We start from the raw sequence: 22,212 nt of genomic DNA, 5'->3' as shown, positions 1-22,212 counted from the left end.
AAATTATTGTAGCATGAAGAAATTATTTATTACAGCCGCCATTGTGCTGGCTATGGGCGGTGCAGCAAGTGCACAGCGCTATTGCGTGATAGATACAAAATATATCCTGGAAAGTATTCCGGAGTACAAGGAGTCACAGAAAAAGCTGGACGCAGTTGCGGAGCAATGGCAGAAGGAAATTGACGCTAAGTTCCAGGAAGTGGATAAGATGTATAAGTCTTACCAGGCAGAACAGGTTATGCTCACAGAGGAATTGAAACGTAAACGGGAGGATGAAATAGTAGCCCGGGAAAAAGAGGCAAAGGATTTGCAGAAGAAGCGTTTCGGTTACGAAGGTGATCTTTTCAAAAAAAGGGAAGAACTGGTAAAGCCCATTCAGGATAAGATTTACAATGCGGTGCAGAAGCTTTCTGCCGGCAGGATGTATGATTTTGTACTGGATAAGGCTGCAGGCGCCACCGTTATATTTTCTGATCCCAAGCTGGATAAAAGCGAAGAAATCCTGAAATCATTGGGTGTCAAGAAGTAAACCCGTACCTATTTTTTAACTATAAGTATTTAAATTTTTTTAAACACAGACAACATCATGAAGAAGTACGTAATTATTGCTTTTGTGGCGGTTACCGGTTTGTTCAGCGTGAATGCAATGGCACAATCCAAAGTAGCGCATATCAATGCACAGGCACTGGTAGCAAGCATGCCGGAAGCTAAAAAGGCAGAAACTGATCTGCAAACTTTTGCACAGGGACTGGAAGGTGATGGAAAAGCACTGGTAGATGAGTATACGAAGAAAATGAAGGAATTCGATGATAAAGCGGCCACTATGACCGACAACATGAAAGAAATCAAAGGCCGTGAAATCCAGGATGCCCAGAAACGTATCCAGGACTACCGTGAAGGCGCTGAACAGAAAGTACAGGCTAAACAGCAGGAACTGCTGAAACCCATCTACGATAAAGCCCGTAAGGCAATTGAAGATGTAGCAAAAGAAAAAGGTTACAACTACGTAATCGACAGCTCTGCCGGTATGCTGCTGGTTTCTCCTGCTGCAGACGATATCCTGGCTGCTGTAAAGACCAAATTGGGAGTTAAATAATTAAAATTCTTAATACTTAAAGGTGGAATGTGGTGAAAGCTGCATTCCACCTTTACATTTAAGAATTCGTATTTTAATTTTACTTTTCAAATATTTTCTGCTACCTTTGCCTTCCGTTTTAAAAACCACAATCCTTTAACACGGGAGTTTTAGTATAGTACAGGTAAAAACAAAAAAAAGAAATGAAACGTACTTTTCAACCGCATAACAGACGCAGAAAGAGCGTTCACGGCTTCAGAAAGAGAATGGAAACTGCTAATGGCCGTAAGGTATTGGCTTCCCGTAGAGCAAAAGGTCGTAAGAAGCTGACTGTTTCTGACGAGCGTAAGCTGAAATAATTGTAGTAGCTAAATACTATTTGCCATAAAAACTTATTCTTTTACAAAGGAAGAAAGGTTAAAAAGCAGAAAACTTATTGAAACGCTTTTTCGTGAAGGAAAAGCGTTTTCTGTTTTTCCCTACCGGGTTGTTTACATGCCGTTGAAAGAACCGGGTAAATACCCCGTGCAGGTAGGCTTTAGCGCCTCTACCCGCCGGTTTCCCCATGCGGTAGACCGGAACCGCATCAAACGCCTGGGCCGTGAAGCCTGGCGCCTGCAAAAGCAGGAACTCTACGACCATCTCCGGTCTGAATCAAGACAGATCGCCGTTTTCCTCATCTACACCGACAAAAAAATCGCCGGTTTTTCTACCCTGAAAGATAAAATTTCGGTAATTTTAAAAAAGCTGCAAACCAGCATTTAGTACTTAGTAGTTAGCTTTTAGCTGATTGCAGCAAAACCGGTATTTGACATTCCGTTAAATGACCCGCTTATTTTTTTACTGGCGAAAAGCTAACTGCTAAAAGCTGCTTATGAATCGTGTTGTGCGCTGGCTTAGTTTCCCTTTTATCTTCCTGATAAAAATTTATCAATGGTTTATCTCGCCCCTCCTGGGCAGTAAATGCCGTTATACCCCCACCTGCTCACAATACGGGCTGGAAGCATTTAAAAAATATGGCCCTTTCAAAGGCGGCTATCTAACCATAAAGCGTATCTTGTCATGCCACCCCTGGGGTGGACATGGATATGATCCGGTACCATAATTATTTATTACCGGTTGCCAACTAATATCATTCATCTTATACACTCGTTGCATGCGTGCGTTTTTTAATAAAAGAAGGAAACTGGCGGCAGCCCTGCTCCTGATCATTACAACAGCAGGGATCTTCGCTTTCAATGAAAACGATAAATATTTCCAGATTGCCAAAAACCTGGACATATTCGCCGCTTTCTACCGGGAACTGAATACGTATTACGTAGATGACCTCCCTCCTGAAAAAGTGATGCGGAAAGGCATTGAAGCTATGCTGGAGGAAACAGATCCCTTTACAGATTTTGTTTCCGAAGAAAACCTGGACGACCTTAAATTTATGGCCACCGGTAAATACGGCGGCGTAGGCGCCTCCATCAATACCAACGGCGAATGGACCGCCATCACCGATGTATACGAAGGCAGCCCTATGGACAGGGCCGGCGTAAAACCAGGCGATATCATCGTTAGCATGGATGGAAAATCCAGCAAAAATGTAGCCCAGGAAGAAATCAGCCGGCAGCTTAAAGGCGCTGCCGGCACCCCGCTGGACATGGTGTTCCGCAACCCGGTAACCGGTGTGGAAACTCCTAAAAAGATCATCCGCGAGGAAATTAATGTGAAGGCTGTCAGCTATGCCGGCATCCTGAAAAATGATATCGGCTACATCAAAATGACCCAGTTCACAGAGAACAGTGGCGCTATGGTACGCAAAGCGGTGGAACAACTGAAACAAACCAACCCCGCTTTAAAAGGAATGATCCTCGACCTGCGGGGCAACCCCGGCGGATTACTGGATGAAGCCGTTGTAGTAGCCAACATCTTTGTAGATAAAAATAAACTCATTGTAAGCACCAAGGGAAAAGTAAAGAACTGGGATCGCAACTACGAAACATCCGAACAACCGGTAGACCTGCACCTCCCGTTAACTGTACTCACCAATCACTCCTCGGCTTCTGCCGCTGAAATAGTGGCCGGCAGCGTACAGGATCTCGACCGCGGACTGGTGATAGGACAACGCTCCTACGGGAAAGGCCTGGTGCAAACCACCCGTCAGCTGCCCTACAATACCAAATTAAAAGTAACCACCGCTAAATATTATACGCCAAGCGGCCGCTGTATCCAGGCTATCGACTACTCGCACCGTAACGACGATGGCAGTGTAGACTATGTACCGGATTCCCTGCGTAAGTCGTTTACCACCGCAGGTGGCCGCGCCGTAAAAGATGGCGGCGGTATTGAACCGGATGCAAAGGTAGATCCTACCTACATCAGCCAGGTGGCCATTACCCTCATCCGCAAACAATTTATTTTTGATTACGCCACCAGCTACTACTATCGTCATCCGAAAATAGCCGCTGCCGGCTCTTTCGCACTCTCTGAAAGCGACTTTGAAGACTTTGAACGCTATCTCGACAACAAAGATTACAGCTATAAAACCCGTAGTGAAGAAGCCCTGGATTCTTTCAAAAGCACCGCAAAAAAAGAGAAGTATTATGATGCCATCGCCAAAGAGCTGGAAACACTCGAAGCGAAAATGAAACACGATAAAAAGCAGGACCTGCTGAAAAATAAAACAGAAATAAAACGATTACTGGAAGAAGAAATAGTGAACCGCTATTATTTGCAGAGAGGCCGTATTATCAGGTCGCTCGAATGGGATAATGAAGTAAATACCGCTATCGACTTATTACATAATTCATCAAAGTACAGGCAACTGCTTGCGGTAGCGAAGTAATCGCTCCCGTTGCCGATAACATTGAAGCCTGCAAACATGCACTGGTTGTCACCGGAGTTTGTTTGCAGGCTTCATTATTCCTCCTTTTCCAATTCTCATATAAATTATGAATTCCGGCAGAATAATTATATTTTGAGAGTCCAGTGAATAATAAACACATATCATTTCTCAATCTAAATGGGTTATCATGCCAGTAAATTCCAATGAAGACTCTCGCCGGAGTTTCATCAGTAAGTTTGCCAAAGGAGTAGTAGGAGCGTCACTGCTGCCAAGTATCCTGACCGCAGCTGATAAACAAAGAAACATTCAATCACTTTCCCGCCTGAAAGAAAAATACAGTGCAAACGACCAGATACAGATCGCGCTGATAGGTGCGGGTGGTATGGGAACAGCAGATGCCAATACGGCGATCACCGTACCCGGTGTAAAGCTGATAGCCGCCTGTGATTTGTACGATGGCCGTTTAGCTGATGCAAAAAAGAAATGGGGTAATGATATTTACACTACCCGCAGCTACCAGGATATCCTGGACAGAAAGGACATTGATGCCGTGATCATCGCTGTGCCGGACTTCTGGCACAAAGATATTTCCGTGGCAGCCATGAATAAAGGTAAATCCGTGTATTGCGAAAAACCGATGGTACATGATATCACCGAAGGCCCCGCAGTAGTGGAAGCGCAGCAACGCAACGGAAAGGTAGTATACCAGGTAGGCAGCCAGGGTATGAGCTCCCTGGGTAATGAAAAAGCCCGGCAGCTGCTCAAAGATGGCGCTATCGGTAAACTTAATTATGCAGAAGGCTTCTGGGCACGTATGTCGCCCACCGGCGCATGGCAATATCCTATTCCTGCGGATGCTTCCACTAAAACAGTAGATTGGACCGCTTACCTCAAAAACGCTCCCAAACGCGATTTTGACCCGTTACGTTTCTTCCGCTGGCGTAATTATAAAGACTATGGTACCGGTGTTTCCGGCGATTTGTTCGTTCACCTGTTTTCCAGTCTTCACCTGGTAACCGGTTCCCTCGGTCCCAACAAAGTAATGGCCACCGGCGGATTACGTTACTGGAAAGACGGCAGGGAAGTACCGGATATTATGCTGGGAATGTTTGACTATCCTGAAACAGAAATACATCCTGCATTTAACCTGTCGCTCCGCGTAAACTTTGTGGATGGTACCGGTGGTACCAACTACCTGCGTATGGTAGGTAGCGAAGGCTCCATGACGGTAGAATGGGATAAGGTAACCCTGTTCCGCAATAACGTAGAGGTAGATGAAAACGATCCGCTGGCTGCTGCCAATGCAGCTGCTTCCAACAATGGAAAATCGTATGCCTATCACCGTGCGAACATGCTGGATCCTGAAAAGATGATCTATGAAGCAGAGAAAGGATACAAAGGCGCGCACTTTGATCACTTCTACAACCTGTTTAATGCCATGCGTACCAATGGCAAAGTAGCGGAAGATCCTACATTTGGTTTCCGTGCTGCTGCACCGGCGCTGTTGTGTAACGAAAGCTATTTTGATAATAAGATCATCCACTGGGATCCGAAGAATCTGAAAGTGGTGAACAAGTAATCTCCTTTGGCGGATGCAGCCAATCCCATCGGTGAATGGAACACCACAGAGATCATTGTGAACAAAGGTTATGTGGAACATTGGCTGAACGGGAAGAAAACAGCCGGCTACGGGTTGTCTAAAAAAGGCCACATTGTGTTGCAGGATCACGGCAGCGAAATATGGTTCAAAAATTTAAAGATCAGGGAACTATAAACAATTGGTCAAGCATATAAAAAATCCCGTCAAGGTTTACCTGGCGGGATTTTTTTGTACAGTTTGATGAACTGGTGAGAGCTTATACAGCTGCTTCGTAGCGTTTGCTGATGGCGTTCCAGTCTATAACATTCCAGAATGCTTTCAGGTATTCCGGACGGCGGTTCTGGTATTTCAGGTAGTAAGCATGTTCCCATACGTCTACACCGAGGATAGGCGTACCTTTTACTTCAGCAACATCCATCAGTGGGTTGTCCTGGTTTGGCGTGGAAGAAACTTCCAGTTTGCCATCCTTTACGGTTAACCATGCCCAACCGGAGCCAAAACGGGTAGCGCCGGCAGTGTTGAATTTTTCCTGGAATGCTTCAAAAGATCCAAAAGTGCTGTTGATAGCATCTGCCAGTTTACCGGTTGGTGCACCGCCGGCGTTTGGCGCCAGGCTGGTCCAGAAGAAACTGTGATTCCAGTGACCACCGCCATTGTTTCTTACGGCCGGGCTGATTTTACCGGCGTTAGCTACCAGTTCTTCCAGCGATTTGTTCTCGTTTTCTGTGCCTGCTACTGCTTTGTTCAGATTGTCTACATAAGCCTGGTGGTGCTTACCATGATGAATTTCCATTGTCAGTTTATCGAAATTCGGCTCTAACGCATCGGTAGCGTAGGGTAAGCTCGGAAGTGTAAATGCCATAACTCTAATTTTTATGGGTTTTAAAATATGATTTCTTGATAGTCGCCAAATTTACTGCCAATCCGTTAAAATTTAGACATTTAATTATTAAGTTAATCAGATGCCCTGTTTACTTATCAGCCGGCGACTGTAAAAAGGGAACGGACAACCGGTTAATTAATGAAATCAATCAATACCCGGGCTTGATCATATGGAAAATTATTTTATATTTACGGGTACTCGGTTTAACAGGACGTAACATCAGGCATATTTTTCGGGTATGCCCGGTTGTTGTTTACCTATTGTTTGTTTAAAACTTATAGTATGCAGACAGGCTCGGACTCGGGGCTACATTTTTCCCTCAATGCCTTACAGAAGGAAAATGAGCATTTAAGAAATCGTATCCATTGGTTGGAGAGTGTTTTACATCATGTACCCGCCATGATTTACAGTTACGATAACAATAATAAATGTGTGACATGGTGCAACGACCGTCTCGCAGAAACGGTTGGTTTTTCTGCTGACGAGATGACCGGGATGGGAATGGAATTTTTCCGGCACATCATGCATCCTGAAGACTTTAAACTGGCGGCTGTAGCACAGCAATCCTTTATTAACAACAAAGCACAGTTTGGCGGCCTGGCCCGCATCCGCAAAAAAGGAGAAATTGACTACCGGTGGCTGCTTGGGCTGGAAGTGCCATTTACGCACGATAAGAACGGAAGGGTGGTGGAAATCATCTGTGCCTTTTTAGATCTCACCAATGCCATTGATACCAATGCTCAACTGTCTGAAGCGCTGGCCGCTATTATGCGCCGGCAAAATGAAACGCTTTTCAACAAACTCACCCCACGGGAGAAAGATGTATTAGGAATGGCCGTAAAAGGACTGAACAACAAAGAAATCGCCCAATCGTTGAACCTTAGCCGTTATACCGTAGAAACCCACCGGAAAAACATCCGGCTGAAACTGAAAGTGCGTAACACATCAGAACTGGTAGCAATAGCCCGTAAGATAGGATTTGAATAAAAATACCCAACATTGGGTATTTGCTCGTTTTTCAAACTCCACTAATTTAGTGAATTAAATATTACGTGTGTTTTTTAAACATCCGCTATGATTATTGGCTGAAACACCCCTATGACTATGATAACCGAGGAAAGAGCATTTGACATCTTACAACTGGAAGAATCTGCAACTGCGGACGAAATTGTGGCCCGGTACGAAATCCTTAAAGATCAATACAGGAAAATAAAAGATGAAACGGAAGACCTGAGAACGCGGTTGGCGTATCAGTTGAAACAAATAGAACTGGACGACGTATTTATATATTTCAGAAGGAAACAAAGAATATAGAGACTGCGACTAATCGCAGTTCCCATCCGCATCTGCCGTTGGCTTTAATTCGTTATATTTACCAGCCTAAACCCTACCTAAACAATCATTCTATGAATGTTATCTTGATCGTTTTGATAGTACTGGCTTTGGTCGTCATATTATCATCGTTTGTAACGGTGCAGCAGGGAAACATTGCTGTCACTACTATATTCGGAAAATACAACCGGGTGCTTTTCCCCGGACTGAACTGGAAAATACCCGTCATTGAAAAGGTATTTAAAAGGGTATCCATCCAGAACAGATCCGTGGAACTGGAATTCCAGGCTATCACCATTGACCAGGCCAATGTGTATTTCAAAGCCATGCTGCTATATGCCGTGTGGAACCAGGAAGAAGAAACAATTAAGAACGTGGCATTCAAATTTATGGATGAAAGAAGCTTCATGCAGGCGCTGGTTCGCACCATTGAAGGCTCTATCCGTGGATTTGTAGCTACTAAAAGGCAGGCAGAGGTATTAGGACTCCGTAAAGATATTACGGAACACGTAAAAGAACAGATCGACAAAACCCTGGAAGAATGGGGTTTCCACCTGCTGGATCTGCAGATGAATGACATCACTTTTGATGAAGTGATTATGAAGTCGATGGCGCAGGTAGTAGCTTCCAATAACCTGAAAGCAGCTGCTGAAAACGAAGGTCAGGCATTACTGATCACCAAAACAAAAGCGGCGGAAGCAGATGGTAATGCTATCAAGATTGCAGCAGAAGCAGAGCGCCAGGCCGCGCAGTTGCGTGGTATGGGGGTAGCCCTGTTCCGTGAAGAAGTAGCCAAGGGTATGAGTATGGCGGCCAAAGAAATGCAGCAGGCCAACCTGGATACCTCGGTGATCCTCTTCTCCATGTGGACAGAAGCCATTAAACACTTTGCCGAAAATTCAAAAGGAAACGTCATCTTCCTGGACGGTTCATCCGAAGGGATGGATCATACCATGAAGCAAATGATGGGCATGAATAAGCTGATGGATTCCACCAAAAAGTAATTATCTCCTTTGTTCAAAGAAGGTTTTCATCAGCTGTAAACTTTCTTCGCTGCACGGACCGGCCTCCAGTTTTGTTTTTGGATGAAACGGGGACCGGTCACCGGTAGCTCTCCGGTAGCTGTTTTTATCATCTGCCGCGGCATAAACAATCCTGCCTATCTTACTCCAATATAGCGCACCTGCACACATCAGGCAGGGTTCTACCGTTACATACAAAGTAGCTTCCATCAGGTATTTACTACCGAGGGTATTGAATGCGGCTGTCAGCGCAATCATTTCTGCGTGTGCGGTACAGTCGTTCAATCTTTCCACATGGTTATAGCCACGGCCAATAATGCGGTTGTTCAGCACTACTACCGCACCAATGGGCACTTCTCCGTCTTCAAAGGCTTTGCGTGCTTCCTGCATCGCCTGCCGCATAAAATGTTCGTCTGTCATAACTGTAGGTATTCAGCCTTTGATTGCAAAACAACCCGGGGCTAAAAATTATTTGTTGATCATTGCCAGAAACTCATCTTCCGACAGGATCTTAATGGTATTAATTTTCTTTGCCTTTTCCAGTTTGCTGCCGGCATCGTCGCCTACTACCAGGTAGTTGAGCTTACTGCTCACGCCGCTCATTATTTTACCGCCTTCCTGTTCTACCATTTCCTCTGCCTCGGTGCGTTTCAGCTTATGCAGGGTGCCGGTGAACAAAAACGTCTGCCCGTTGAGGTTACCTGATGTATGTGTTTCCTTTTTTGTATTCGTCATGCTGATACCTAAGGCTGCCAGCCTGTTCAGCATTTCGATATTATCATTGTTGGCAAAGAACAGCCGGATGGAGCCTGCTACTTTGGGCCCTATATCTTCCAGCGCGAGGATCTGTTCTTCTGTCCAGTTTTGCAGGTCCATAATATGATTCACTGCATTGGCCAGTGTTTTGGCGGTGGTTTCTCCTACATAACGGATGCCCAGGCCAAATATCAGGCGGTGCAGCGGCTGCGTTTTAGATTGCTCAATGGCCGATTGCAGGTTGGCCAGTGATTTTTTACCAAAGCCTTCCAGTGCGCCTATCTTCTCAAAATCCAGTTCATAAATACCGGGTATGTCTTTTAGTAGCCCTAATGAAAAGAATTTGCGCACATTGCTTTCGCCAAAGCTTTTGATATCCATTGCATCTTTGCTCACGAAGTGGATCATTCTTTCTACTACCTGTGCTTCACAGCTGATGTTGGCGCAGCGCCAAACGCTTTCCCCTTCCGGCTTTACGAGCTTATCGTGACATACGGGGCAGTGTGTCGGGAAAACGATTTCCTGCTCGCTGCCATTGCGGAGGTCGGCTACGGATTTCACGATGTAAGGGATCACGTCTCCTGCTCTTTCCACCAGCACAGTGTCTCCCAGTTTCAGGTCTTTCTCTTTAATCACTTCTTCATTAAAAAGGGAAATAGAACCTACGGTTACGCCGCCGATGGGCACAGGGTCGATCTTTGCCACGGGCGTGATGGAGCCGGTGCGGCCTACCTGGAACTCCACGCTGCGGAGTTTACTGGTGGCCTGCCTGGCCTTGAATTTATAGGCAATGGCCCAGCGCGGGTGATGGGTGGTCATACCCAGACGGTCCTGCAGGTTATAGTCGTTTACTTTGATCACCATGCCATCTATTTCATAAGGCAGGTTATCACGTTCTGTTTCAAATTTCAGCACGTAATCAATAACGCCCTGTATGCCTTTTATCACTTTCTTTTCCTTGGCAGGGCTGCGGAAACCGAGTGTAGATAACAGTTCCAGCGTACCGCTATGCGTTTTGAGCGCATCGGGTTCTGTTTTCCCCCGGTTCATGTTATGGTAGCTCATGTGATACAGGAAAGCTTCCAGTCCGCGTTTAGCTACTTCATTGGGATCTACCATCCGCAATGATCCGGAGGCGGCATTGCGCGGATTGGCCAGCGGGGGCTGGTTGTCGGCAATGCGTTTATCGTTAAAGGCTTTGAAGGTGTTTTTATTGATGAGTACTTCCCCGCGTATTTCTATCTGGTGAATGCCATATTTGGAGAAGGCGGCAGACAGGGGAATAGAGCGGATCTGTTTGATATTGGTGGTGATGTCTTCCCCTGCAACGCCATCGCCGCGGGTGGCGCCACGTGTCAGCCGGTCGTCTTCATAGATCAAGGAAATACTGGCGCCGTCGAACTTTGGTTCAATGCAGTATTCAATTTCAGCAAGGCCGGCGCTTTCGCGTGCTTTGCGGTCCCAGTCCAGCAGGTCGTCTGCATTGTAGGAGTTTTCCAGGCTGAGCATGGGCACCAGGTGCGGTACGGTGATGAATTCTTTGGTGAGTCCCTGTGCTACCCGCTGGGTGGGGGAGTCGGATGTAACGAGGTCCGGATGTTCCAGCTCGAGTTTTTTCAGCCAGGCAAACAACTGGTCGTATTCATAGTCGCTGATCACGGGTTCACTTTCCACGTAATAGCGCCAGTCGTTATAACTGATTACACGGCGAAGGGCATCCAGGGTTTCATCAATGGATTGCAGCAGTTTTTCCTGCTGTAAATGGCTGAGCAGCTTTTTGGCCAGCTGCGTCAGGGTTATTTCTATCTCCTTTGTGTACATAATTGGTATAACTGAGCCGTAAATTTAAACTTATCTTTCAGGTTAGGGATATCTGTTGAAAAAAATCCAGGCACTTTTGTTTTAAATGTGATATTTTTTTCTTTCATTTGAATATAGTTCCGCGCGTTATCGAATTAACTGAGTTTACTGTAATTCCACGTCTTTATGATGTCTATGTACACCAAGAACCTCAACACGCACCTGGTTGAAATAAAGGATTATTTCAAGGTAGCCATTTCGGTTGACTGCGTTATTTTCGGATTCAACAACGATGAGTTGAAAGTACTGTTGATAGAATCGGATCTCAAAGAGTTTAAGGGTAAGTGGTCATTGCTGGGCGACATTGTGCGGCCGGAAGAAGAGCTGGATGAAGCAGCTTACCGGGTGCTCAAAGCGCGCACCGGGCTGGATAATGTATACATGGAGCAGGTGCAAACCTTTGGCGCGGTGGAGCGCCATCCTGCTGGCCGGGTGATCACCGTGGCCTATTATTCACTGGTAAACATTGAGCATGTGGAACTGAAGATGAGTAATAATGAACTGCACTGGCACAGTGTGAAAGAGTTGCATGAAATGGCCTTTGATCATAAACAGATCCTGGATACCTGTCACGAGCGGCTTAAACAGCAGGTGCTGGTACAGCCTATCGGGTTTAACCTCTTGCCCCGCAAGTTTTCCCTCCGCGAATTACAGAACCTGTATGAAGCTATCCTGGATATGGAACTTGACCGACGTAATTTCAGAAAGAAGTTTTTGTCGATGGATTTACTGATGGATTTGAATGAAGAAGAGGAAGATGTGCCCCATCGTCCGGCAAAACTTTACAAATTTAATTTTGATAAATATGACCAAAGAAAGAAGCGTTATCTCGGGATAGGCTTCTAAAACTGCCCTTGTAATATTTTTTTCTCCTTCACTTTTACAATCTCTGCCATTTCTGTTAATTTAAATGATGCCAAAATCCTTTGCTACAAAGGATTTGATATTGCCTTCGCGTGCCAGAAAATTGTGGTGTTAATTTTCTATCTAAATAGAAAAAAAAGTTGGTTTTTAACAAAACTTTAAGTAAGATTGTGTAAGATATACACATCCTAAGAAGCAATAATAATCAGTTATAAAACCAAAATTTAACTTGTTCGCCAAAAGCATTTTTTTGTTTGTCTATTGCCATATGTAGAAAATTCCATTTAATAAGTTTGAAAGACTATAAATCATTTATCACTAGTTTGATTTTATAGTTCCACGTTATGAAACATAAGACTGCTAAGCATTAATGCCTTGTGTCTTACTTACGCTTTCCCTTGTACAGGTAATGTACAGGGGAAAGTTGTTTTAGGGAAATACTAACCCGATCCGGGATCAGTTAAATATTTTGCAATAAGATCCGGCGCCTGTTCAATCAATTCTATTTCTGGGTAAACCCGTGCTATACCGGCAGTTCAGCTGGTTTTTCCGTAACTTGCATTCTTCACGGATTTCATGCAGGAAGCATGAAATCCCTGGTCAAAAATCCGGTAATTGATATGTCTTATACACCACAACATAAGGTTCGCATTGTAACAGCGGCAGCTTTATTCGACGGGCATGATGCGGCCATCAATATCATGCGGCGCATTATGCAGGCAAAAGGAGCCGAGGTGATTCACCTGGGACATAACCGCTCTGCAGCAGAAATCGTAGACTGTGCCATCCAGGAAGATGCACAGGGCATAGCCGTAACCTCCTACCAGGGAGGCCACGTGGAATTCTTCAAATACATGTACGACCTGCTTCAGGAAAAAGGTTGCGGCCACATCAAAATCTTTGGTGGCGGCGGCGGTACCATTCTTCCGGTAGAAATAGCAGAACTGCATGCCTATGGTATTGCCCGCCTCTACTCACCGGACGATGGCCGGCAAATGGGATTGGAAGGCATGATTGAAGACCTGATCAGCCAGTGCGATATCGCCATCAAACCATTAACTGCCGGCGCCGGTGTGGAAGACATCCCGCAACTGCAGGCCGGCAAAAATCCTAAAATCATTGCCAGGGCCATCAGCCTGGCAGAAAACGATATGCCGGTGGCTATGCTCACCGGGCAAAAAACAAGAACTGCTGTTACGGTAGATGAAGCGGCCGGCACACACATTACCCACACCGCGGCAGACCCGGAAAGATCTCCTGTACTCGGTATCACCGGAACAGGCGGCGCCGGTAAAAGCAGCGTAACCGATGAACTGGTTCGCCGCTACCTCAATCATGCTACCAATAAAACCGTAGCCGTGATTTCGGTGGACCCTTCCAAGAAAAAGACCGGCGGTGCTTTGCTGGGCGACCGGATCCGGATGAATTCCATCCACCACCCACGCGCCTATATGCGCTCACTGGCCACCCGCGAAAGCGACAAAGCCATCAGCGAACATATCCAGGAGGCCATCGATATCTGCAAACTGGCAGCATACGATTTTATTATCCTGGAAACATCCGGTATTGGTCAGAGCGACACAGCCATCACCGACTACTGCGATGTATCGCTGTATGTGATGACACCGGAATATGGCGCGGCTTCCCAGCTGGAGAAGATCAACATGCTGGACTATGCCGACGTAATTGCCATCAACAAATTTGACAAAGCCGGCGCACTCGATGCCCTGCACGATGTGCGTAAACAATATAAGCGTAACCATAACCTCTGGAATGCCAAAGAAGATGAATTGCCGGTGGTAGGCTCTATTGCATCCCAGTTCAATGACGCAGGCATCAACCTGTTATTTGAAAAAGTAATGGAAAAAGTGGAAGAGAAAACCGGCGCCAGCTTCGGACCTATGGCGCATGAAAGCATCAAATCCACGTCTACCAAATCACAGATCATCCCCCCGGCCAGGGTACGTTACCTGGCGGAGATCACCGAAGCCATCGGCGATTACAGCAAGTGGGTGGATGAGCAATGTAAACTGGCTACACAACTATACCAGGTGGAAGGCGTAATGGCCCTGCAGCCAACATCCGCCGCCGCACTGGCCGACATTAAAGCCCACCTGGAAAAATCATTACACCCGGAATGTAAAAAACTGGTGGAAGACTGGCCTGCACTGGTGAAGAAATATACCGCAAACTTTTACGAGTTCCAGGTAAGAGACAAAGTGATCAAACTGCCGCTATACAGCGAAAGCCTTAGCCATAGCCGTATTCCAAAGGTATCGCTGCCTAAGTATAAAGACTGGGGCGATATTCTCCGCTGGCAGCTCACCGAAAACCTGCCCGGTGAATTTCCCTATGCAGCAGGCGTGTTCCCGTTGAAACGCGAAGGAGAAGATCCTACCCGCATGTTTGCCGGGGAAGGCGGTCCGGAAAGGACGAATAAACGTTTTCACTACGTATCACTCGACCAGCCGGCAAAGCGGCTGTCTACCGCGTTCGACAGCGTTACCCTTTACGGAGAAGATCCGGCAGTGCGTCCTGATATCTACGGTAAAGTAGGCAACTCCGGTGTGAGCATCGCCACTGTAGACGACGCCAAAAAGTTGTACAGCGGTTTCGATCTCTGCGATCCGAAAACGTCGGTATCCATGACCATCAACGGTCCTGCGCCCATACTGCTGGCGTTTTTCATGAATGCGGCCATTGATCAGCAATGCGAAAAATATATCAGAGAACAGGGACTCACCGAAAAAGTAAAGGCCCTCATCAAAACTAAATTCAAAGATCATCCGCTGCCACACTACAGCGGCGATCTGCCGGCAGGTAACGATGGCCTGGGTTTACAGCTGTTGGGAATTTCGGGAGAAGAAGTACTGGACAAAGACGTATATGAGAAGCTCAAGGCGCATGCCCTCAGCACCGTTCGTGGCACCGTGCAGGCAGATATCCTGAAGGAAGACCAGGCGCAAAATACCTGTATCTTCTCTACAGAATTTGCATTAAAACTGATGGGGGATGTACAGGAATATTTCATTACGCAAAAAGTCCGCAACTTCTATTCTGTCAGCATTTCCGGCTACCATATTGCAGAAGCCGGCGCCAATCCTATCACCCAGCTGGCATTTACACTGGCAAATGGTTTTACCTACGTAGAGTATTACCTGAGCCGCGGCATGAACATCGATGATTTTGCGCCTAACCTCTCGTTTTTCTTCAGCAATGGGATGGACCCAGAATATGCGGTGATCGGACGTGTGGCCCGCCGTATCTGGGCTAAGGCCATTAAGTATAAATACAAAGGAAACGACCGCTCCCAGAAACTGAAGTATCACATTCAAACTTCCGGTCGCAGTTTACACGCACAGGAAATTGATTTTAACGATATCCGCACCACGCTACAGGCGCTGTATGCTATTTACGATAACTGTAATTCCCTCCACACCAACGCATATGATGAAGCCATTACCACACCTACGGAAGAAAGTGTGAGAAGAGCAATGGCCATACAGCTCATCATTAATCGCGAACTGGGTACCGCTAAAAACGAAAACCCGGTACAGGGAGCGTTCTTCATTGAAGAACTTACCGACCTGGTGGAAGAAGCCGTGTTAACGGAATTCAACCGCATCACCGAACGTGGCGGCGTATTAGGCGCTATGGAAAGAATGTATCAGCGTAACAAAATTCAGGAAGAAAGCCTGTACTATGAATCGCTGAAACATACCGGCGAATTCCCGATCGTAGGTGTAAATACTTTCCTGAATAAAAACGGATCGCCTACTATTATCCCGGCAGAAGTGATCCGGTCTACCACAGAAGAAAAGGAATTCCAGATCCATACCCTCGAAGCTTTCCAGCAAAGGCATCAGCATAAGAGCGCTGCTGCACTTAAACAATTGCAACAGGTAGCTGTTAGCAATGGAAATCTTTTTGCGGAACTGATGGAAACGGTGAAGCATTGCTCATTAGGGCAGGTCACACATGCACTGTATGAAGTAGGAGGGCAGTACCGGAGAAATATGTAATCTTAACACTGTTATAAAAGCCTGTATCAGCTATTGATACAGGCTTTTTGTATTATATTAGTATTACCTTTTTGAGGGCCGTTATCAACGGGGTATGTCTGTCCTATTTTTACAGCTTCACTTATCGGAATTACTATGAAAAGAATACTTTTTGGTTTGGCTTTACTGGGTGCTCTGCAGGCAAATGCCCAAACAGCAGATACCGCGGCAAAGCGGGTGTTACTCCCTAATGGCTGGGCTTTAACGCCGGTGGGGCATTCGCTGCCACTGGGGGATTTACCCCTGAATATGGTGGTGTCTCCGTCAGAAAAGTTGATAGCGGTTACCAACAACGGTCAAAGTAAACAAACCATACAGCTGATAGACGCCGGAAAGGAGATCATACTCGATGAAGTGAACATCCCCAAAGCCTGGCTGGGTCTTGCATTCAGCAGGGACGAAAAGAAACTGTATGCTTCCGGCGCTAATGATAACGTGATATGGCAGTATAGCATCAGCAATAATAAATTACAGGTAACAGATAGTATCCGGCTGGGATTGTCGTGGCCCAAAGAAAAAATCTGTCCTACCGGGATGACTATCGACTACTCACGTAACCGGCTATACGTAGCAACCAAGGAAGACAACAGTTTGTATATTATCAACTTGCTCACCAATAAGGTAATAAGCAAAGTGGCGCTGGGGGCGGAAGCATACACAGTTGCGTTGTCTAAAAACAGGAACCTGTTGTATATCTCTCTTTGGGGAGGTGATGCGGTGGCGGTATTTGATGTTACCTCCAATAAAATTACTAATACCATCAAAACGGGCAGTCATCCTAACGAAATGATCTTGTCTGCCAACGGAAAATATTTGTACGTAGCCAACGCCAATGATAATTCGGTATCGGTGATCAGCACTGCCGGTCAACGGGTTATTGAATCGCTGCAAACGGCCTTGTATCCGGATGCCCCGGCGGGGTCTACCACTAATGGCCTGGCATTATCTGCCAATAACAACACGCTTTATATTGCCAATGCAGATAATAACTGCCTGGCTGTTTTTGATGTGGAAACACCGGGGAAGAGCAGATCGGAGGGGTTTATCCCGGTGGGCTGGTATCCTACCTGTGTAAGAAGGATCGGCAAAAAGTTATTTGTGGCCAATGGTAAAGGGTTTACTTCTATGGCCAACCCGGAAGGCCCCAACCCGGTGAGCAGGAAGGATGAAAGCGGATCGCACCTGGCTAATACCCGTAAAGACAGGCCCGTACAGTATATCGCCGGTTTATTCAAAGGCGCCCTGTCGGTGTTCAACGAACCCGGGGAAGCGCTGCTGGGCCGCTGGTCCAAACAGGTGTATGAGAATACGCCTTACACAAAAGAGAAAGAGCAGCATGCCGCCGGAGAAGCAGGGAATCCTATCCCACGTGCCGCAGGGCAATCGTCTCCCATTAAGTATGTATTTTATATCATCAAGGAAAACCGCACTTACGACCAGGTGTTAGGCGATATGCCACGGGGCAACGGCGATAGCAGTTTATGTATTTTCCCGGAACGCATTACGCCTAACCAGCATCGTTTATCCAATGATTTTGTATTGCTGGATAATTTTTATGTAGATGCAGAAGTAAGCGCCGACGGGCATAACTGGAGCATGGCAGCCTATGCCACCGATTATGTGGAAAAGACATGGCCCACCAGCTACGGTGGCCGTGGAGGGACTTATGACTATGAAGGCAGTCGTAAGGTGGCTTATCCCAAAAAAGGATTTATATGGGATTACTGTCAGCGAGCCGGCGTCAGCTACCGTACCTATGGCGAGTTTGCCGGGAAAGGAAAGGCCGCGCTGAAATCGCTGGACAATAATTTCTGCACCGATTATCCATCATTCGACCTTACCATACAGGATATTGCGCGGCAGCAGATCTGGCAGCGTGATTTCGATTCGTTGCTGGCGATAGATGCTGTGCCGCATTTTAACAGCATCCGTTTGGGAAATGATCATACCAGCGGCATGCGGAAGGGCGCCTATTCGCCCTATGCCTCTGTGGCCGACAATGATCTGGCGGTGGGCAGGTTGGTGGAATACATCTCCCATAGTAAAATATGGAAGGAGAGCGCCATTTTTATACTGGAAGATGATGCGCAGAATGGCCCTGATCATGTGGATGCACACCGTTCTCCTGCTTATGTGATCAGTCCGTATGTAAAAAGAAATACCGTAAATCATAACATGTATTCCACGTCCGGTATGCTGCGTACAATGGAGCTGATCTTAGGATTACCGCCTATGAGCCAGTATGACGCTGCTGCTACTCCTATGTGGGAATTATTTTCCGCTACGCCCGATCTCCGGCCGTACACGGCATTACCTGCGAATGTGGATATCAACGAAAGAAATACTGCCTGGAATGAAAGTGCCCGCCGGTCTGCCGGCTTCGACCTGGCGCATGAAGACAGGGTGCCGGATCTGGAGCTGAATGAGGTAGTGTGGAAGGCCATTCATGGAGAACAGGCAGTGATGCCGGCGCCCAGAAGAAGCGCTTTTGTGAAGTTGCCCGCTGCCGAAGAAGAGGACGATTGATAAATCGATTAAGCAAATCCACAAAACTTTTCTATTTTAGGGTTTCCTAAATTCAAAAAACGTTATGGTTGCAAGGAGAGATTTTCTTAAGAACAGCGCCCTGGTAGCAGGCGTTGTTGGGCTTGGATTGCCCAAAACAGTATTTGGCTGGAATGGGTATACCTCCCAACGTCCGCCCCTGGCAAAGCGGAAATTCACCAGTGAAGCGGTGGAAAAGACAATTATAAAGGTGAAATCCCAGATTGCGGATACCAAATTGGGATGGCTGTTCGAAAACTGTTTCCCTAATACGCTCGACACAACGGTTAATTTTAAGAAGGAAAATGGCCGGCCCGATACTTTCGTGATCACCGGCGATATCAACGCCATGTGGCTGCGCGACTCCTCTGCCCAGGTATGGCCTTACCTGCCACTGGTAAAGGATGATGCAAAACTGAAGGAAATGGTGGTGGGCGTCATCAACCGTCAAACAAAATGTATTCTCATTGATCCGTATGCCAACGCCTTTAATGAAGGCCCTACCGGCAGCGAATGGGATAAAGATCTGACCACCATGAAGCCGGAGCTGCATGAACGCAAATGGGAGATCGATTCCCTGTGTTACCCGGTCCGCCTGTCTTATAACTACTGGAAGATCAGCGGTGACAATACGCCCTTTGATGATAAATACAAGCAGGCAGCTCAGCTCATCGTGAAAACATTTAAGGAACAGCAACGTAAAGACGGCCACGGTCCTTATAAATTTCAGCGTAATTCCCCCGTACAGTCAGATACCGTTGCCAATGGAGGCTGGGGTAATCCCATTTCCCCGGTAGGACTGATCGTTTCTATTTTCCGTCCTTCTGATGATGCTACAGTTTTTCCTTTCCTGATTCCGTCCAACATGTTTGCCGTGGTATCTCTGCGTCAGCTGGCGGAAATCAGCGAAACTATTTATAAAGATGCGGCCTTTGCACACGAATGTATTGCGCTGGCAGATGAAGTAGACCGCGCCATTAAAGCCTATGCTATTGTGGAGCATCCCAAGCTGGGCATGATGTATGGTTTCGAGGTAGATGGTTTTGGCAACCGTTTATTCCTTGACGACACCAATGTGCCAAGTCTCCTGTCTATTCCTTACCTGGGCTATACCGGTATTGATGATCCGTTGTACCAGGCGTCCCGCCACTTTGTATGGAGCAATTTCCAGCCCTGGTTTTACAGAGGCAAATATGGCGACGGGGTAGGCAGCCCGCATACCGGTAACGACTATATCTGGCCAATGAGCATTATCATGAGAGCTTTAACCAGTCATGATAAGGAGGAAATAGCTTCCTGTATTAAAACCTTACGCAATACCGACGGTGAAACCGGGTTTATCCATGAATCCTATCATAAGGATGATCCGTCGAAGTTTACCCGTCCGTGGTTTGCCTGGGTGAATACCCTCTTTGGAGAGCTGATCCTGAAAGTAAGCCAGGAGTATCCTGATTTGCTGAAGAGACAATACGCATAAATAATCCGGAATGTCCATACCAGGGATTTTGTGGTTTATGTTCAATATATTGCGAACATACACCATGAAATCCCTGATTTTTTTGTTATAAATACCAGATAAAATGACACCAGCAGATACGTACCAGCATAGGATCCACCAGTTCCGGGAAGCGATAAAAAAAGAGAAGCGGTTAACCGCCAGCCTGTCGTGGGCCCGGCTGATCAGTTTCTTTGTGATAGTAACCGGCATCGTATTTTTTATCAGGAGTGGCTGGCAGGCGCCGTGGTTGCTGGTTACAGCCGCCGGTATGATTGCGTTTATTGTGTTGCTGGTGTTGTATTCCAAAGCACTGCAGAAGCTGCAGCTCTTCAAATCCCTGCTGGAGCTGAATGAGAAGGAATTGCAGGTGGTAACTACCGGGCAATCCGCCTTTGACGATGGGAATGAATTTGTAGACGACAGGCATGATTTCAGCAGCGACCTGGATGTTTTCGGACCGTCTTCTATTTTTCAGCATATCAACCGCACAGGTACTTTGTCAGGCAGGCGGCAGCTGGCGGCGGCATTGAGAAACCCGCTGGAAGATGCCCCCACTATCTTGGCCACACAGGAGGCTTTACAGGTGCTTACACCGGAACTGGAGTTCCGGCAACTGCTCACCGCCAACGCCACGCTGGCAAAAGAGGAAGAAAGTGATCGCCGGGAAATCAGCGCATGGCTGGAAATGCCTTTCCATTTTCTGCACAGCAAATTTATAAATACGGTTGTCTGGCTGAGTCCTTTACTGGTAACCGGCGCTATTGTATTGTATGCCACCACCGGGAAATATTACCTGTTGCTGATACTGGTTATGCTGAACTGGTTGCTGCTGGGCAGCAGTCAGAAAAAGATCATGGCGCAATATGTCCTGATTTCCCACAAGGAGCGGATACTGGATAAGTTTTCTATCTTATTACATCTTATAAAAAACGGCAGCTTCAAAAAATCCGCCTTATTGCAACAGCAGCAGGATATAGCCAAAGAGGCTGATGTAGCGCTGCGGCAGCTGTCTAAAGTATGCAATGCATTTGATCAGCGGCTGAACCTTTTGGTGGGGCTGGTGCTCAATTCCCTGATGCTGTACGACCTCCATTGCATCCTGCGTTTGGAACGATGGAAAAAGCAGCATAAGCAGCATATTATTGGGTGGTTTGATGTGATTACCCAGCTGGAGGTGTGGAATAGCCTGGCCACCTATGCCTTTAATCATCCGGAATTTTCGTGGCCTGCGCCGCAGGCGGAAGGCCGCATCCTGGAGGCCACGGCGCTGGGTCATCCCCTGATCCCGGCCGGCGAATGCGTGAAGAATGACGGCGCAGCCGGCAGCAAGGATCATTTCCTGATCATTACCGGATCCAATATGTCGGGTAAAAGTACTTTCCTGCGGAGCGTGGGGTCCAACCTGTTGCTGGCCATGTGCGGCGCCCCGGTGTGTGCTGATCGTTTTGTGTTCAGTCCTATGCGTATCATGACTTCCATGCGTATCAAGGATTCCATTGCCAGCCACACCTCTTATTTCCAGGCGGAGTTGCTACGGCTACAACATATTATCCATCACCTGAAAACCGGTGCGCGGGTATTTATTTTGTTAGATGAAATTCTCAAAGGCACCAATTCTGAAGATAAATTGTCAGGCTCACGCAGCCTGATAGAGCATTTCCTGCAATATAACTGCCTGGGCATGATTGCCACGCACGACCTGGAGCTGGGGCAACTGGAAACAGCTTATCCAGGCCAGATCAGGAACTATTGCTTTGAAAGCACCATACAGGACAACCACCTGTTCTTCGACTACCGCATCCGGGAAGGCATTGCCCGGAATAAAAACGCCACTTTCCTGATGAAGCAAATGGAAATTATTTAAATCCTAAATATTTTAGTATTTTT

The 22,212-nt window shown here is 46.8% G+C and carries 19 protein-coding genes; 16 read left to right on the top strand and 3 right to left on the bottom strand.

All coding sequences use genetic code 11. The features are described 5' to 3' along the window. The first annotated feature begins 13 nt into the window (after positions 1 to 13). The 8 genes from ACMXI2_RS26605 (at position 14) to ACMXI2_RS26570 (ending at position 5,679) form a co-directional block, all read left to right on the top strand. Positions 14 to 529, top strand: coding sequence for an OmpH/Skp family outer membrane protein (locus ACMXI2_RS26605; RefSeq protein WP_079471180.1), 516 nt, complete (start codon positions 14 to 16; stop codon positions 527 to 529). Between the two features lie 57 nt (positions 530 to 586). Beyond that, positions 587 to 1,096, top strand: a complete 510-nt coding sequence (locus ACMXI2_RS26600; protein ID WP_079471179.1) for an OmpH/Skp family outer membrane protein — start codon at positions 587 to 589, stop codon at positions 1,094 to 1,096. 182 nt (positions 1,097 to 1,278) lie between these two features. Then, complete coding sequence (rpmH, locus tag ACMXI2_RS26595; RefSeq protein WP_012788729.1) at positions 1,279 to 1,434, top strand: 50S ribosomal protein L34; 156 nt, start codon at positions 1,279 to 1,281, stop codon at positions 1,432 to 1,434. Positions 1,435 to 1,447: 13 nt separating this feature from the next. Next, positions 1,448 to 1,840 (top strand): ribonuclease P protein component, encoded by a 393-nt coding sequence (locus ACMXI2_RS26590; RefSeq protein ID WP_483782415.1) that lies wholly within the window; start codon positions 1,448 to 1,450, stop codon positions 1,838 to 1,840. A 109-nt stretch (positions 1,841 to 1,949) separates the two neighbouring features. After that, positions 1,950 to 2,180 (top strand): membrane protein insertion efficiency factor YidD, encoded by a 231-nt coding sequence (yidD, locus tag ACMXI2_RS26585; RefSeq protein ID WP_079471177.1) that lies wholly within the window; start codon positions 1,950 to 1,952, stop codon positions 2,178 to 2,180. 51 nt (positions 2,181 to 2,231) lie between these two features. Then, the gene (locus tag ACMXI2_RS26580) at positions 2,232 to 3,905 is read left to right on the top strand and encodes a S41 family peptidase (RefSeq protein ID WP_483778954.1); all 1,674 of its coding nucleotides are present in this window, start codon (positions 2,232 to 2,234) and stop codon (positions 3,903 to 3,905) included. A gap of 187 nt (positions 3,906 to 4,092) precedes the next feature. Continuing rightward, complete coding sequence (locus ACMXI2_RS26575; protein WP_483778953.1) at positions 4,093 to 5,484, top strand: Gfo/Idh/MocA family protein; 1,392 nt, start codon at positions 4,093 to 4,095, stop codon at positions 5,482 to 5,484. Between the two features lie 6 nt (positions 5,485 to 5,490). Beyond that, positions 5,491 to 5,679 carry a 3-keto-disaccharide hydrolase gene (locus ACMXI2_RS26570; RefSeq protein WP_483778952.1) on the top strand — a complete coding sequence of 63 codons (189 nt, stop codon included), beginning with the start codon at positions 5,491 to 5,493 and terminating at the stop codon, positions 5,677 to 5,679. An 82-nt stretch (positions 5,680 to 5,761) separates the two neighbouring features. On the opposite strand, the gene ACMXI2_RS26565 is transcribed toward ACMXI2_RS26570, so the two are convergent. Continuing rightward, positions 5,762 to 6,367 (bottom strand): superoxide dismutase, encoded by a 606-nt coding sequence (locus tag ACMXI2_RS26565; RefSeq protein WP_483778951.1) that lies wholly within the window; start codon positions 6,365 to 6,367, stop codon positions 5,762 to 5,764. A 303-nt stretch (positions 6,368 to 6,670) separates the two neighbouring features. Here ACMXI2_RS26565 and ACMXI2_RS26560 point away from each other — a divergent pair, with 303 nt between their 5' ends. The 3 genes from ACMXI2_RS26560 to ACMXI2_RS26550 all read left to right on the top strand — a co-directional run bounded on the left by ACMXI2_RS26560 (position 6,671) and on the right by ACMXI2_RS26550 (position 8,724). Next, positions 6,671 to 7,375, top strand: a complete 705-nt coding sequence (locus tag ACMXI2_RS26560) for a LuxR C-terminal-related transcriptional regulator (RefSeq protein WP_483778950.1) — start codon at positions 6,671 to 6,673, stop codon at positions 7,373 to 7,375. A 111-nt stretch (positions 7,376 to 7,486) separates the two neighbouring features. After that, positions 7,487 to 7,702, top strand: coding sequence for a hypothetical protein (locus ACMXI2_RS26555; RefSeq protein WP_079471172.1), 216 nt, complete (start codon positions 7,487 to 7,489; stop codon positions 7,700 to 7,702). 92 nt (positions 7,703 to 7,794) lie between these two features. Beyond that, a complete protein-coding gene (locus tag ACMXI2_RS26550) occupies positions 7,795 to 8,724 on the top strand; it encodes an SPFH domain-containing protein (RefSeq protein WP_483778949.1) in 930 nt (309 codons plus the stop codon). Here ACMXI2_RS26550 and ACMXI2_RS26545 read toward each other — a convergent pair whose 3' ends face one another. Together ACMXI2_RS26545 and ligA are read right to left on the bottom strand one after the other, a co-directional pair. Next, the gene (locus tag ACMXI2_RS26545; RefSeq protein ID WP_079471170.1) at positions 8,725 to 9,162 is read right to left on the bottom strand and encodes a nucleoside deaminase; all 438 of its coding nucleotides are present in this window, start codon (positions 9,160 to 9,162) and stop codon (positions 8,725 to 8,727) included. It abuts the gene before it with no gap. 48 nt (positions 9,163 to 9,210) lie between these two features. Further along, positions 9,211 to 11,319, bottom strand: coding sequence for an NAD-dependent DNA ligase LigA (gene ligA, locus ACMXI2_RS26540; protein WP_483778948.1), 2,109 nt, complete (start codon positions 11,317 to 11,319; stop codon positions 9,211 to 9,213). A 165-nt stretch (positions 11,320 to 11,484) separates the two neighbouring features. Here ligA and ACMXI2_RS26535 point away from each other — a divergent pair, with 165 nt between their 5' ends. The 5 genes from ACMXI2_RS26535 to ACMXI2_RS26515 all read left to right on the top strand — a co-directional run bounded on the left by ACMXI2_RS26535 (position 11,485) and on the right by ACMXI2_RS26515 (position 22,189). Next, positions 11,485 to 12,204 carry an NUDIX hydrolase gene (locus ACMXI2_RS26535; RefSeq protein WP_079471168.1) on the top strand — a complete coding sequence of 240 codons (720 nt, stop codon included), beginning with the start codon at positions 11,485 to 11,487 and terminating at the stop codon, positions 12,202 to 12,204. Positions 12,205 to 12,842: 638 nt separating this feature from the next. Continuing rightward, positions 12,843 to 16,244 carry a methylmalonyl-CoA mutase family protein gene (locus ACMXI2_RS26530; RefSeq protein ID WP_483778947.1) on the top strand — a complete coding sequence of 1,134 codons (3,402 nt, stop codon included), beginning with the start codon at positions 12,843 to 12,845 and terminating at the stop codon, positions 16,242 to 16,244. Positions 16,245 to 16,379: 135 nt separating this feature from the next. Further along, positions 16,380 to 18,809, top strand: a complete 2,430-nt coding sequence (locus tag ACMXI2_RS26525; protein ID WP_483778946.1) for a beta-propeller fold lactonase family protein — start codon at positions 16,380 to 16,382, stop codon at positions 18,807 to 18,809. A 64-nt stretch (positions 18,810 to 18,873) separates the two neighbouring features. After that, positions 18,874 to 20,304 carry a glycoside hydrolase family 125 protein gene (locus tag ACMXI2_RS26520; RefSeq protein WP_483778945.1) on the top strand — a complete coding sequence of 477 codons (1,431 nt, stop codon included), beginning with the start codon at positions 18,874 to 18,876 and terminating at the stop codon, positions 20,302 to 20,304. A gap of 103 nt (positions 20,305 to 20,407) precedes the next feature. Beyond that, positions 20,408 to 22,189 (top strand): MutS-related protein, encoded by a 1,782-nt coding sequence (locus tag ACMXI2_RS26515; RefSeq protein WP_483778944.1) that lies wholly within the window; start codon positions 20,408 to 20,410, stop codon positions 22,187 to 22,189. The last annotated feature ends 23 nt before the right edge of the window (positions 22,190 to 22,212 follow it).

The organism is Chitinophaga sp. G7 BAM 1005, assembly GCF_057126945.1.
This window is presented reverse-complemented; position numbering and strand designations above follow the sequence as displayed.

Excerpts from the sequence above, each read along its gene's own strand:
- ACMXI2_RS26605 (WP_079471180.1), top strand. The coding sequence starts at position 14 with ATGAAGAAATTATTTATTACAGCCGCCATTGTGCTGGCTATGGGCGGT.
- ACMXI2_RS26600 (WP_079471179.1), top strand. The coding sequence starts at position 587 with ATGAAGAAGTACGTAATTATTGCTTTTGTGGCGGTTACCGGTTTGTTC.
- rpmH (WP_012788729.1), top strand. The coding sequence starts at position 1,279 with ATGAAACGTACTTTTCAACCGCATAACAGACGCAGAAAGAGCGTTCAC.
- yidD (WP_079471177.1), top strand. The coding sequence starts at position 1,950 with ATGAATCGTGTTGTGCGCTGGCTTAGTTTCCCTTTTATCTTCCTGATA.
- ACMXI2_RS26580 (WP_483778954.1), top strand. The coding sequence starts at position 2,232 with ATGCGTGCGTTTTTTAATAAAAGAAGGAAACTGGCGGCAGCCCTGCTC.
- ACMXI2_RS26575 (WP_483778953.1), top strand. The coding sequence starts at position 4,093 with ATGCCAGTAAATTCCAATGAAGACTCTCGCCGGAGTTTCATCAGTAAG.
- ACMXI2_RS26565 (WP_483778951.1), bottom strand. The coding sequence starts at position 6,367 with ATGGCATTTACACTTCCGAGCTTACCCTACGCTACCGATGCGTTAGAG.
- ACMXI2_RS26560 (WP_483778950.1), top strand. The coding sequence starts at position 6,671 with ATGCAGACAGGCTCGGACTCGGGGCTACATTTTTCCCTCAATGCCTTA.
- ACMXI2_RS26555 (WP_079471172.1), top strand. The coding sequence starts at position 7,487 with ATGACTATGATAACCGAGGAAAGAGCATTTGACATCTTACAACTGGAA.
- ACMXI2_RS26550 (WP_483778949.1), top strand. The coding sequence starts at position 7,795 with ATGAATGTTATCTTGATCGTTTTGATAGTACTGGCTTTGGTCGTCATA.
- ACMXI2_RS26545 (WP_079471170.1), bottom strand. The coding sequence starts at position 9,162 with ATGACAGACGAACATTTTATGCGGCAGGCGATGCAGGAAGCACGCAAA.
- ligA (WP_483778948.1), bottom strand. The coding sequence starts at position 11,319 with ATGTACACAAAGGAGATAGAAATAACCCTGACGCAGCTGGCCAAAAAG.
- ACMXI2_RS26535 (WP_079471168.1), top strand. The coding sequence starts at position 11,485 with ATGATGTCTATGTACACCAAGAACCTCAACACGCACCTGGTTGAAATA.
- ACMXI2_RS26530 (WP_483778947.1), top strand. The coding sequence starts at position 12,843 with ATGTCTTATACACCACAACATAAGGTTCGCATTGTAACAGCGGCAGCT.
- ACMXI2_RS26525 (WP_483778946.1), top strand. The coding sequence starts at position 16,380 with ATGAAAAGAATACTTTTTGGTTTGGCTTTACTGGGTGCTCTGCAGGCA.
- ACMXI2_RS26520 (WP_483778945.1), top strand. The coding sequence starts at position 18,874 with ATGGTTGCAAGGAGAGATTTTCTTAAGAACAGCGCCCTGGTAGCAGGC.
- ACMXI2_RS26515 (WP_483778944.1), top strand. The coding sequence starts at position 20,408 with ATGACACCAGCAGATACGTACCAGCATAGGATCCACCAGTTCCGGGAA.